Genomic DNA, 12,553 nt, shown 5'->3' with positions numbered 1-12,553 from the left:
TAAATTCTTATTTGTTCTCTTTTAACTCGCTGATCAGTGCTCCAAGACTTTCTAATAAAGCTTGTTTAGCTTCTCCGTCTTCTAAAGCTGCTTTTAAAATCTTGTTTGATTTTAACTGGCGGATAATCTTTTGATACTGATCTTTTTCTGTTTCAAGATCAGATAAAAAGCTGCTTTGTGTTGTGATTCCTTTGATACCAAAATCTCCTAAATTCTTAAATTTTAAAGGCTCCACTTTAGTTGCACCGTCAGCAGTTTCAAAATTTACTTTTACTTCTGGTTTAAAATGTTCAAATGCTTTTTCAATACTTGTAATTCCTTCTACCAATTCTGGTTTTACAGGTGCATCAACTGTTAATTTTTGAGCAACAAGTGTTCTGTTTTGAGGGATTGCAGTGATCGCTTCATCTGCATCAATTTTTACTTCATTTCCTCCAATTCCATAGTTTGACAACATAATTTCAAATTTTTAAATTATTAGTTTATTGTTTTTGATTCTGATTTTATACTTATTGATTTTGATAAATCTGACGACATACATCCAAATCTCTGCTTACTTTTTCTAATTCTTCTTTATAGGTTTTTGCCGATTGGTTCAAACTGTCTATTAAGTGCGAATTGTGTGTAAGACTTCTAATTTGTTTTTTATAGTCAATAATATTTTTGTACGCCAGAATAACATTATTGTATAATTTTTTGTTTTCAGTAGTGTCTTTTGGCACTTTCTGATAAATATTGGCAATCATGACATTCGCCAGACGCTGTTGAAAATCGTTATCTACCTTTGGTGAATTGATCGAATCGATAGTCATTCTGATGCTGTCTATTTTAACCGAAAAGTTAGTCTGATAATCGTATTCTCTTTTCATCATTTCATTTTCTGCTTTCAGCATTTTATTTTCTGCCACAGGCATGTAAAAATTGAACGAAACTGCAATCAGCATAACCGAAAAAGTCAGGACAAAGGCAATTAAAAAAGCTATAAAAGCTTTCTGGCGTTCTTGTTTATTTAATACTTCCATAATTTATATTACTATTTTATTTTTTAATCTTTTATAAAGAAACCGTGTCGTTTTGGGCTATGAACGATGTCTTTTTTATCTGTTTCAGCCACAAACAACTCAATGTTTTCTTTCTTCTTACCGATGTAATCCAGTTTGTTCAGTGTCTCGAATAATTTCTCAATTCTAGCCAAAGCATTCATTACAAGTGAGGCTGTTTTATCAATATGAACATGATCGTAACCAGTATTTATAAGAGTGGTAAACATGATTTCGAGATCTCCCTGCGAGATATCACACCACTCGGCAAAATAATTCAGCAGTTCTTCTTTCCCTGCACCGGATTTTGAATCGATAAAATTCTTCATCACTCTGGCAAATGACACCACCGTACTTAACATCAAAGCTGGAGGCTGCTGCAACGAAAACCAACGGAACTGCGTTAAACAATTTCCAAGAAAATATCCCGTATTGTCTGCCAATTGCATAACAGTCTGGGACAAAACTCCTGTCTGCTGTGCACGGTTAATTTTTTGAGAGATCTGAACCGAATAAATCTCAATCTGACCAAACGAACGTGCGATCTGCGCCTGCATGTCAACTAATTTTGGATGACAGGCTACCGTTACTGATGGCGGAATATAATCTTCGTCTAAAACTGTTGTATCTCCAATAAGGACTTTACCAATTGCCAGGTAAAAACCACCATACCCTATTCCTGATCGAAATTCTTCGGCTTTAATTAAATGAAGCTTATACTCAGGCTGTGTGTACGGATATCTTGGCGGTACTTCATCAGGATCTGGTTCGCCAAAAGGAATTCTCTTTTTAGAATTCACCGAGATACAGGCTAACAAAACCAACTGCTCGCCATCTTTAATCTCGTAAGTGTCTTCTGGATACGGAACCTGAAGATCCAATGTATCGGTGTTGCTTTTACTAATTTCGATTCTCGATCCGTTTGGCGTAATGGCGTGGCATTCTTCTACACGTACGCGAAGCAGTTTGTGGTTATCGATTCCTAAAGTGATTTTTGTGGCCTCTTTATTTTGATTTCCAGAATCCAGCAGTCCATAACTTATAGGCGTGGTATGAATACCTATAGCATCGTTTACCAACTCAGAAACGTTATCCTGAATCGATAAAAAATGACTTTTATTTATCTTCATCCCATCAATCCAGTTTACGGGAAAATGACTTAATTTTTCTATCATAATTCTATATTTTTTATTTTGAAATGAGAATGTTTTTGTTTTTCTCTGTTTTAATTTAGGTTAGCTTTTGTTATTATGAAATGATGTTTCATTAATAATAACAGGCTTTTTCGGGTTAAATAGCAACAATTACGCGCACTGAGCCGGATTTTAAGTTTTCCGTTTGAACTATAATTAAATTTAAAAACAGAAACGTTTTACAGCTATCTGTATATTTTATTGCTTAATAACAAAAATCAAATGTGATAAGTTTACATGAATTTTCTTTCCATTTTATCCATCTTGTAACATCTTTATATTCTTCAACATAATCACACGCCGTTTTTGCAACTGATTTGACTTGCATAGAATCTCCTTTAATCCTCAAAGCTGCATAATAATATTTTTTTTCTTCTTTTGAACTGTTCTCAACTTTTGAGGTAAGATGAATAAAGGCTGTTTTAATATATTCTTCCCATGAATTAAACTTATAATTACATTTTTTTTTACTTATTAATCTTTTCTCTCTATTTATGTAAACAATCAAAAAATCATTATCTTTTTCAGGTTTTTCAGCATCGAAACAAAATATTCTATATTCAACATTTGGAATTATTTCTCTTGCTATAACACTTTTTGGAAGTTTAATACTAAAAGGCTCTCCTGCATTGTTAGTTAATTTTATACTTCCATACACTGTTTTGTCGAAATTCAGAATTTCGAGATCACTATCTATTGATATTTGAACTACACCATCACCTCTCAAGTTATCTTCAGTATAAAATTTAATTCCGCCATATTCTGTCATCATTGTACTTAATGTATCTATTGAGAGGCTATCTGCGAATTTTTCCTTAGCATTATGCGAAATCGATCTGTTCGAATAATCTATTTTTTTCACAGTCTTATCATTATTTTTTATTGATTTTCCAGTACAAGAAATTAGCAGAGCTATTATTATTAAAAATTTAAATGTTATTTTCATTACTATCTAAGCTATTAAGTATCATTAGTTTTTCAAACTTTTATTAGTCGAGACTTTTTCTTTTCAATATTTTAAAAGAAGCTGTATATGGACTAATATTAATTAATTATTTAATAACTACTATTAAGCCATTCTCATCTATCCTAAATCTTTCAGTCTTTATGATTTTAAAATCATTCTCCGTTTTTGATTTAGTATTTAAAGTAAAAACATAATCTTTATCTATTTCAAAATCAGTTATTTCAGATATTGTATTCGATTCATCACCTTCTTTTGCAAAACCAATATCTTGCTTTGAGATAACCTTTTTATCATTTTTTAATGTTACTAAAGTGTATCTAAAATCATCAAAATTAAAATCAGCAATTATAAAGACTTTAATATCTCTAATATCTGGCAATCTTAGATAATCTCGCGTTTGTAAATCAGATATATTACAATCTAATTCATTCCAAACATTATTACCATCGATGACAGAATTAGTAATAGGTAGATTTGTAATCTTAGTATTTGAATAACACTCTGCATCATTAGTAATACCTTCTTTATTTAAAGAATCTTTTTATCATTTTATTTCTGAATTCTTATCTAATTCATTAATATAGTTACTTTCATTCCCATTACGTTTACAATTAATCATCAGAGCAACTAAAAGTGTTAATCCTAATATTTTTTTCATACTATATTTATTTTAATAAATTTCCTCAGCCAGCAAAAGCATACCGCTCTTGCTAGCTGGGGTTTTTCTTTTGAATATGTCAAGGAGCTTATAAATTATTTAAATCTTTTTATTGAAATAAGTTTCTTTATATTTCCGAATAAAGATTAACAACAATGAAAACTTATTTCTTTTTTACAATCTTTCCTTCTATAATAAGATAAGTGTTTGATGTAGTAGACGTAGAATTCTTAGTTTTAACTACAATATTATATTGCTCATCTATGGAAAACGATGTTAATTCTTTATCATTATAATTCTCTGGTTCATACCATTCCCCTTCAACGTACAGATTACCTACAATTATATTATTTTTAATAGTCAATAAATAATATCTGTAAGCAAAATCTCCACAATCTTGTGGCACTAAAATAACACTTATATCTCCCTTACTTGGTAATGATAAATACCTCAGCTTATTTTCTCCACAATCGTATTTATCAACTCCTTTGATAGAATTACAATCAAGAAAATTATATTTTACTGTATTTATATTAATCTGCTGATTATATGGCAACTTTAATTTACTAGGTTCAAAGCAGTTTTTTTTCGATTTTTCTGCATGAGTAAGATTTATGTTTTCCCCAAAACTCTTAAAAGAATCTTGAGCATCAGGCATAAGTGTTTTTAAAATATCTTCACTTTTTCCTTCTAATTTAACATTCTCTAATTTATTGTCTTTATCATAATAAAAAATATATGCTTCATCATAAGTGTCTGATAATACTTCATCAACATACATTTTTACACTAAACTTTACTTTAATAGTTGCAGCATATTTTTCAACAACTTCTGGCGTGTAGGTCATGGCACAACCCGAGCCACAGCTTAAAACAAATGATTCATCCTTATAATCTTTTGTTTCTAATTTTGTAGAAACAATTCCCCGCTCTTTTTTGTTTACAGTTTTTGCTACAAAATTTGAATCTTTCCTCGAATCAGTTTTCTTGCAACTAATTATCGTAAGAGACATCATCAGTACAATTAAAGCCTTATTGTTTAGAATTATTTTCATCTTAATTTTACCATTTATAAATTCCCTCAGCTAACAAAAGCATACCGCTCTAGCTAGCCGGGGGCTTTTCTTTTCAATATGTCAAGGAGCATGTCCTATTTATATTATCCTGCTTTTATTTTAGTTTTAAATACATATCCTTTTTTACCCTCTTTCGTTTGCACTAACCACCAATCTCCTGAATTATCTAAAATTTCAATTTTATTTCCTGCAATAATTTTTTGAAGAATTTCAGAAGATGTATTTTTCTCTTTTCTCAAATTTGTAAAACCATCGGGATCACTTATTTTGTTTGAATTAAATTTTTTATGAAGCAAATTTATTATTTCATCAATTTTGGAATTTGAAACAATATAGCTTTCATAACCATCTGTTTTATTTTCTTGAATTTTATTTTCCGATTCTTGTTTAACCTCAGAAGAAATTTCTAAATCTATTTTAGAAACAGCATAATGATTATTTATTAATGTTTTTACAGCATTATAATCTTCTTGCTTTATTGCTTGACTCATTAAATCATTTAGCAGCGTAACATCTATCTTGTATTTAGTAATAAAATACTGTAACCAAGCGCTATTTGTATAATATTTCAAATCAAAAAAAGTTTCATTGTTTATTAAGTATGATAAATTTTTAATATCAAAATCTTCTGGCAAAGGAGTCTCATCAAAATACATTTCAAGCTTTTTTTTGAAATCTTAAATTTTTGAAGGATTCTTATTTAAATCATTAGGAGCAAAATCAATATTAGTACCTTCATTAAATAAATCAGTGAATTTTATTTCATCTTTTATCTTGTTTGTCTGTTTTTGATTATTACAGTTTAAAAAATCTCTAAAACAATTTTGTTTAGTTTTTATTTTTTTAAAATTAGGTTCGATCGGATCTAAAGCATTTAATGATACATATAGTCCGTCCCTTTTTGGAGGAATGACAAACCAGCCGACAACACTTTCTACGATTTCTTGAGTTTTAGGATTATCTGATAAATTGTTTCTTGTAAAAGCTTTTATTATAATAGTATCATTTCTGATATTATCAATTCTAACCTCATACTTTTCTTTGTTTTCAAAATCACTAGTATAAAAAAGCTGAAAAAGAATTTTCTCACAGTCTGATATTTCTCTGGTAGAGGTCAAAACAGTTGTATTTTTTAATTCAATTTTATCTTTTTTACTTTCACAACTCAATATTATGATTGATACAAAAACAAAAAATATTATTCTTATTTTTTTCATTATAACTTACTTATTAACTTCTTTTAATTCCCGCAGCTAACAAAAACATCACGTTTTTGCTAGCTGGGGCTTTTCTTTTCAATATGTCAAGGAGCTTAAATTATTAATTGACTTACAATTTATTCTTCACATTTTTTTAGAACTATTGGATTTTTTCCATCATTTTCTTTAAGCATTACAAAATCCTCTACAAAATCCCTCTTCTTTGTTTTATCATTATATAATCCATTCCAATAAAACAGAATATTATTATCCTTTAAAACAAACCTACCTATATTTTGTGTTTTAGATATTTCACTGTCAACTGTATTCTTTTTATCCTCGTAATATTTTTGTTGAGATTCAGTTCCTTTGAATCTCACATAATATTCATTTAGTTTGTTCTCGATACCTACCAATTCCACATTAATAAAAATTGCATTATCAGAATATAATGACATATAACCCTCCGTTCCTGAAATATCAAATGTTGTTAAAGAATTTTCACAATTCAACCTCCAAATACCAGAAAGGTCAATTTTACTAGTAATTTGAGTTTCTTTAGATATACTTTTTCTTTCATTTAACTTATAAGTATTAAATGATTTGCTATTTAATAGTACTTCAATAGATATTTGACTATTATCTGTAGATATTTTAAAATCCTTTTTTTTAACTCCCGTTTTTTCTACGTTAGGTTGGCTGACACTAAAATTTCCTAAATAATATAAATTCTTATTTTCAAATAAATAGGCAAATATTGTAGAACTATAGTAATCATCTCCCTCTAATAAAAAGATTTCTTTAGCACTACATTTATAATAATAAAGGTTTAAATCTGCACTTTCTAGAGTTAAATTTGAAAGATATTTTTCTCCATTAATCACGAAATCATTTGTAGAATTTTTACCAGATACAACTTCAACTATTTCATTTTGAAACTCATAAATAAAGCCATTCAGATGATTTTTATTAATACATTTTTGATTAACAAAACATGAAGCATTACTATTGCTAATTTTCGCATCACTTTTTAAATCGTTCGCGACAAACTCTTCTTTATTGTTTCCTTTACAACAAAAAAGAGTATATAATAAACAGACAAAAAATATTTTTTTCCTATTAAACCCTTCAATTAATTCCATTCTATTTTTTTTTAAACCTACTTTATTCCCTCAGCCAGCAAAAGCATACCGCTCTTGCTAGCTGGGGCTTTTCTTTTCAATATGTCAAGGAACCTCAGTATTTCTTAATATTTTATTTAATTTTCAGATCTGCGAAAGCACCTATCTATTCATCACTTCCAAGATTATCAATGATTTCTTTTAAATTTTCTATTCCAAAATATTTATTCTTAACAATTATATCTACTACTTCAGGGTGGGAAACTGACAAATCTTCAATTGCTGTTGACTCATTATTCCATAAGACAGCATTTTTATATTTAAATTTATTTTTTGCTGGATTTTCTATAGATGCAATCAATGCAATTATATTTGCCTTCTGAACATCATTAAATCTTTTCGATGGGTCTTTTTCAAATACATTATTTAGATCACCATCATATAAAATTGATGCGTAATCCGATAAAGCATAAATAAATCTATTGTCTTTTTCAGTTGTAATTTCTTTTAAATAATCTAGCAAACCATATCGAATAGAAAGCGAATTATCACAATTTTTAGAAAAAAATAAATCACCTATCTTTTCAACTTGAATTGGATTCTCATTTTTGTATTTTGCATACAGTTCTTCTAAAGCTATTTGATTGATTTGTTTTTCTTTATCAAAACCAAATTTGACAACTAAATCAATTAAGAATTTTTTATCATTAGCAAGAAGCCAAATCAAATCGACTTTACTATTATTAAATAAAAACTTATTTCTAGATAAAAGAGTTTTTAAATTTCGTTCTCTAGTTCTAGATAAATTTTCTAGCGAACTCCACTTATATATTTTAATATTATTATTGATTAAAGGGAGTTTTTCTTCTAATATTTTCATTTCTGGATAAACTTTTTCATAATCTAAAATTTCTGGAATTGAAAATAACTCAGTTATGAAATTGCCTTCCTTACTAATGTAGAATGAAACATCTTGCTGCTCCTCTGAACTATTTTTCAAGAATTTTATTTCTCTATCACATGGATTAGTAAAATCTAAGTAAACATTTTTTTTTGTAGAACTATAATCTAAGCTTCTTTGAAAAACTTTGTTAACCAACTCATTAAACACTTTATTATCAGGAAGTTTATATCCATTCTCTATTAGATATTCTTTCAATATTTGATTTGATGAATTCAAATCATTTTCTGAGAAGTTATAATTAGGATAATCTGTTTCATTCTTTTCGGCAGCATAACCTGCTTTAATTTGCTTTTCTAATAATAATTTTAAATCGTGGTTTTCAATATTATTTCCCTTCTTTTTCGAATCACAAGAGTTAAAAAAAATGATAATAACAATTGGAATAAGATTTATTATTTTTTTCATAATTTCTATTTATAAATTACCTCAGCTAACAAAAACATTACGTTTTTGCTAGCTGGGCTTTTCTTTTCAATATGTCAAGGAGCTTTTCTATATTATGAATTATGTAAATAAAAAAAATTACTTTCTACATTTTTCCAATATGGTTTCTGAATTATAGTCTTCAAAAGAAATCGTTCCAAAATTCTTATTAGTATAAGTATAAATTTTCTCTTTCTCGTCACCATCGCTACGTTCATTTTCTATTCTAGAATATTTATGAAGAATAATTCCATTTGTTTCTTTCTGATATTTAAATGTTGTATACTCTTGCACCATTCCATTTCCCAAACCATTAACTTGCTCAATTGTAAAAAAACTATCTTTTACTTTTACATCGCTAAAGCCGGCTGCAACATTATCTGCATAATACTTTGAAACAATATTTTTATTCTTAAAGATTTTTCCAGAAATAAGTACAGATACAATAAATTCTTTGTAATCATTTGGGCCAATATTTTCAGGAAAATCTGTTGAATATACTGTAATTTTATCTTGATCATTATCTTGATTCAGATCGCACTCCCTCTCAAAAACACTTTTAAATCCTTGTTTCTCTATATTTTTTTTGAATTCAGCAAAACCTGAATTTACCTGCAAATCACTATTTTCTAAAAGTAAAACCTTATCAATGTAACTTTTTAAATCTGCAGCTGATAACAAATCATGTGACTGGGAATTTTCAAAATTTAAGATATTCTGCCTTGAATCATCACTAAATGTTAAAACATATTCATTTTCTTTTTTAATTGCTTCAAAAGAGCCTTTTTTCCATTCCTTTACTAATTTCTCAAGAGGAATTTTATTCAGATCACTGCTTTTAATATCGAAATTACCAGAATACGAAAAATGGCTTGTATCAAATTTATAGGAAATTAAATTTGGATATTCTTCTGTATAGCCAGGTAGCAATAAAATTCCTTCAGAATCATTTTTATTAAATAATAATCTGATTCCATCATAGTTTTCAGGGAGATATTGGAAATTAAACAATACTTGTCTCCAATTAGAAACGATTTTATTATCAACAATAAATTGTAATAAAGTAACATCCTCAATAAATCTAAATTGAAGTAAATAATTTTTATAGCCAATATTCAATTCACTTACATCACCATTACTTTTATAGTTCTTTGTAAAAACTACTTCTCTATATGCACCTTGATTATTGGCCTCGGTTTTTGTGCTTTCGGTTGAATTGTCAACATGTTTACAGTTTAATATTCCAAATGCTAATACAAATAATAAGACTAATTTAAATTTTTCCATTAACTTCAATAATTTTTCCACTTTCTGCTACTTTTTTTTGTAAATCTTTTTCTGCTCTTGATTGTTCTGATGCACCTTTAAAATGTACATAATATCCAGGATTACACCTGTAGTTTAATCTTCTACCCACAGCATATAAAGTTGTGAATATTTCGAAGTGTAAGTGAGGTGCGCATGTTCCTGATACTACACCCGAAACTCCACTTTTTGCAATGACTTTTCCAGCATCAACCGACATTCCTTTAGTAACTAATACTTCTCTTAAGTGAGCATAAAATAAATATATGTCCTGAGTTTTGTCGAAATGCTGACCTTGTATTATTTCTCCTTCATTCGAATATAGAATTTTATAATCTCTTCTATGATTAAAGAAAGCCTCTTTATCTGTTATTTTAATAGTAAGAGTTTTACCATATCCTGAATGATTTTTAGATTCATATACAACACCTTTCACACAAGAATAGACATTACTTCCTAGCTCAGCAAATAAATCTAAACCTTGATGCTCATGACCACTTCTAGTAGTACCAAATAATCCCCAGTGCTCTCCTAATCTTCCTCCACCACCACTTTGCATATATAGCGTTGATATTGGGTTATCCACTGGTTCATGCCAATTACCTGCAATTGCAGCTTCTTCTTTCCATTTGCATTCATTTATTTTAAACACTTTAGAAGTCACGTCTGTAAAAGCATTTTGTTTTTTTTCATGACTACCATCAATATCATTACCTACTCTTTTTGAAATCGATTTTGTATTTGAGTTGCCGTTTGTAATAGTATTGATATCTTTCCATTTAAAAAATGCCATTGAAGATAGTACTGCAATCGCAATATCAGTAGAAACTAAATCAGAATTATTCAGAATATTTGCTCCCTCCTTAATTGTATACTTATTTGCATAATTATATGCTTTTCTACCAGTTAGCTGAACCAGGCCCTTACCTCTAAAATTCCATCCATCATTTGGACTTGTATTCCCTAATTCTTTACCCTTAGAAAAATTTGAAGAGTATGCCCAATTCGCAATTTTTTTCTGATTTTCTAAAGTTACATCAACTGCTCGTGGATCCCTCCTATCCTCAATTGCTCTACCCCAAAGTTCTGCATTTCTCCTTCCTTCTACTGAATCAAAAGCACTAAATTTCCTTGGTAGTTTTTCATAATACCAATTAAAATTTTCACCATCTTTGACTTTTAATTTAAGTCCCGATTCTACAACAGCTTGTGCAAAAAAATGTGCCTTATTCCAACAAGTGTTCATTCCTATATCTTTCATATATTTGGAATAAGAATCAGCAGCTTTTTTCAAAGTTTCCTCATCAGCTTGAGTAAATATTCTCTTCAGTTCTTCAGAAGTGACAGGTTTATTACAATTCGGGCAAGTACCTTTTTCATCCTTATTACCATCATCTTTACTAGGTTCAAAAAGCTTCATTACAGCATTTACTATACTGAAAGAATCTTGTTTAAACACTTTTGAGTCAACGTCAACTGTTACACTTTGCTTAGTTATGTTCGTCTGTAAAACCTGAACATCTGCATACAACTCTTGCTGACTTCCTTCAAAAGTATCGTCACCCAAACTTTTAGGTATAGTGTCTAGTGGTATAAGTACTCCATAAATATTACTCTTTATAGTAAATTTTTCATCAAATAATAAATCACTGAATGTTTCATCTCCATCATCTTCATACAATTTAAGACGAATTTCTCTTCCTATTAATCCAACGGAATCAATCCAAACTTTTATTTGTTTTTCTTTAAAAGTCCCAACAATAGGGCGTCCTGCTGCATCTGTAATATGTACTCTTGTAATTTTTTTAGCTTTTTCAGTTCCAGTTGTAACTGGTGCATTTGCTTTTGGCTGCTGCACAGGCGGTTTAGTTTGTGCCGGCTGCTGTAATGGTATTTTCTTTTTAACAGGCGCTACAGGTGTTTCCAGGTCATTTACATCAACATTTTTGCTAGCCAATTTTTCGTTATCAAAATCAGTAGTTACATAATATTCGTGTATTTTTCCCTCGTCTTTACTCTTATTGGCAATTTTTGCAAAACTTGGTCGTAATACAAAATCGACATCTGCTTTTCCGTCTTTAACTATTCCAGAAAGCGTTTGCAATATATTTTTTTCATTCGCTTTATTATGCCCTGCTCCAGCGGCATCATCCTCCCAAAGGGTTACAGCTACTTTGCGTTTTTCCATATGCAGACAATGTACTCTTGCTTTAAGAGTCTGTCCGTAAGAAAGCGGTGCTGTTGGCTTTTTTCCTGCTTTATCCAGCAATTCTATACTTTCAATTTTGGGAGTCTCGGCAGGATGTGTTTTTATATTGAGGCGTGCCACATCTTCTCCTCTTCTTGCCAGAATACGGATTCCTTTTCTCTCTAAACTTTTTTGAAGAAAGGTATACGAAACTCGTTTTCCTGTTTTATCATTCTCTTTTGTTTTACGCCATCTTCCATTTTCTAGAATGTAAATTTCCCATTTTACAGGCTGTTCAAAACTATTGTTTGAAGCTGTGTTTTGAAAAGGCAGAATACTTGGTAAAAAAGTATTTACTGAATAAAATTCTTCTTTACCTACAACAGGATCCGTATTTCCAATTATTTTAAAATCTGACAT

Annotated in this window: 12 protein-coding genes; all 12 read right to left on the bottom strand. The window is 29.4% G+C overall.

All coding sequences use genetic code 11. The features are described from left to right. Positions 1–7: 7 nt before the first annotated feature. A complete protein-coding gene (locus C4F50_RS02885; RefSeq protein WP_193844918.1) occupies positions 8–457 on the bottom strand; it encodes a hypothetical protein in 450 nt (149 codons plus the stop codon). A 52-nt stretch (positions 458–509) separates the two neighbouring features. Next, a complete protein-coding gene (gene tssO, locus C4F50_RS02880) occupies positions 510–1,022 on the bottom strand; it encodes a type VI secretion system TssO (protein WP_193844917.1) in 513 nt (170 codons plus the stop codon). Between the two features lie 23 nt (positions 1,023–1,045). Beyond that, positions 1,046–2,215 carry a hypothetical protein gene (locus tag C4F50_RS02875; RefSeq protein WP_193844916.1) on the bottom strand — a complete coding sequence of 390 codons (1,170 nt, stop codon included), beginning with the start codon at positions 2,213–2,215 and terminating at the stop codon, positions 1,046–1,048. Positions 2,216–2,438: 223 nt separating this feature from the next. After that, positions 2,439–3,179: a hypothetical protein gene (locus tag C4F50_RS02870; RefSeq protein WP_193844915.1), complete on the bottom strand. Its 741-nt coding sequence runs from the start codon at positions 3,177–3,179 to the stop codon at positions 2,439–2,441. Between the two features lie 106 nt (positions 3,180–3,285). Next, positions 3,286–3,579 (bottom strand): superantigen-like protein SSL4, encoded by a 294-nt coding sequence (locus C4F50_RS02865; RefSeq protein WP_193844914.1) that lies wholly within the window; start codon positions 3,577–3,579, stop codon positions 3,286–3,288. Positions 3,580–4,021: 442 nt separating this feature from the next. Next, positions 4,022–4,912 carry a hypothetical protein gene (locus C4F50_RS02860; RefSeq protein WP_193844913.1) on the bottom strand — a complete coding sequence of 297 codons (891 nt, stop codon included), beginning with the start codon at positions 4,910–4,912 and terminating at the stop codon, positions 4,022–4,024. Between the two features lie 104 nt (positions 4,913–5,016). Further along, positions 5,017–5,589 (bottom strand): SH3 domain-containing protein, encoded by a 573-nt coding sequence (locus tag C4F50_RS02855; protein ID WP_193844912.1) that lies wholly within the window; start codon positions 5,587–5,589, stop codon positions 5,017–5,019. 21 nt (positions 5,590–5,610) lie between these two features. After that, complete coding sequence (locus C4F50_RS02850; protein WP_193844911.1) at positions 5,611–6,150, bottom strand: hypothetical protein; 540 nt, start codon at positions 6,148–6,150, stop codon at positions 5,611–5,613. A gap of 119 nt (positions 6,151–6,269) precedes the next feature. Beyond that, positions 6,270–7,274, bottom strand: coding sequence for a hypothetical protein (locus C4F50_RS02845; protein ID WP_193844910.1), 1,005 nt, complete (start codon positions 7,272–7,274; stop codon positions 6,270–6,272). 145 nt (positions 7,275–7,419) lie between these two features. After that, on the bottom strand, positions 7,420–8,622 hold the full coding sequence (locus tag C4F50_RS02840; protein ID WP_193844909.1) for a hypothetical protein: 1,203 nt from the start codon (positions 8,620–8,622) through the stop codon (positions 7,420–7,422). A gap of 117 nt (positions 8,623–8,739) precedes the next feature. Continuing rightward, the gene (locus C4F50_RS02835) at positions 8,740–9,927 is read right to left on the bottom strand and encodes a hypothetical protein (RefSeq protein WP_193844908.1); all 1,188 of its coding nucleotides are present in this window, start codon (positions 9,925–9,927) and stop codon (positions 8,740–8,742) included. Continuing rightward, complete coding sequence (locus C4F50_RS02830) at positions 9,914–12,553, bottom strand: peptidoglycan DD-metalloendopeptidase family protein (RefSeq protein ID WP_193844907.1); 2,640 nt, start codon at positions 12,551–12,553, stop codon at positions 9,914–9,916. Before C4F50_RS02830 ends, C4F50_RS02835 begins: the two co-directional genes overlap by 14 nt.

This window comes from Flavobacterium hungaricum, assembly GCF_015182285.1.
GTDB classification, from domain to species: Bacteria; Bacteroidota; Bacteroidia; order Flavobacteriales; family Flavobacteriaceae; genus Flavobacterium; species Flavobacterium hungaricum.
The sequence above is the reverse complement of the archived record's forward strand: the minus strand, read 5'-3'. Positions and strand labels throughout refer to the sequence as shown.

What these genes read in the sequence shown, in the direction of transcription:
- C4F50_RS02830 (WP_193844907.1), bottom strand. Translation starts at nt 12,553, where the DNA reads ATGTCAGATTTTAAAATAATTGGAAATACGGATCCTGTTGTAGGTAAA.
- C4F50_RS02860 (WP_193844913.1), bottom strand. Translation starts at nt 4,912, where the DNA reads ATGAAAATAATTCTAAACAATAAGGCTTTAATTGTACTGATGATGTCT.
- tssO (WP_193844917.1), bottom strand. Translation starts at nt 1,022, where the DNA reads ATGGAAGTATTAAATAAACAAGAACGCCAGAAAGCTTTTATAGCTTTT.
- C4F50_RS02850 (WP_193844911.1), bottom strand. Translation starts at nt 6,150, where the DNA reads ATGAAAAAAATAAGAATAATATTTTTTGTTTTTGTATCAATCATAATA.
- C4F50_RS02855 (WP_193844912.1), bottom strand. Translation starts at nt 5,589, where the DNA reads ATGTATTTTGATGAGACTCCTTTGCCAGAAGATTTTGATATTAAAAAT.
- C4F50_RS02845 (WP_193844910.1), bottom strand. Translation starts at nt 7,274, where the DNA reads ATGGAATTAATTGAAGGGTTTAATAGGAAAAAAATATTTTTTGTCTGT.
- C4F50_RS02840 (WP_193844909.1), bottom strand. Translation starts at nt 8,622, where the DNA reads ATGAAAAAAATAATAAATCTTATTCCAATTGTTATTATCATTTTTTTT.
- C4F50_RS02870 (WP_193844915.1), bottom strand. Translation starts at nt 3,179, where the DNA reads ATGAAAATAACATTTAAATTTTTAATAATAATAGCTCTGCTAATTTCT.
- C4F50_RS02875 (WP_193844916.1), bottom strand. Translation starts at nt 2,215, where the DNA reads ATGATAGAAAAATTAAGTCATTTTCCCGTAAACTGGATTGATGGGATG.
- C4F50_RS02885 (WP_193844918.1), bottom strand. Translation starts at nt 457, where the DNA reads ATGTTGTCAAACTATGGAATTGGAGGAAATGAAGTAAAAATTGATGCA.
- C4F50_RS02835 (WP_193844908.1), bottom strand. Translation starts at nt 9,927, where the DNA reads ATGGAAAAATTTAAATTAGTCTTATTATTTGTATTAGCATTTGGAATA.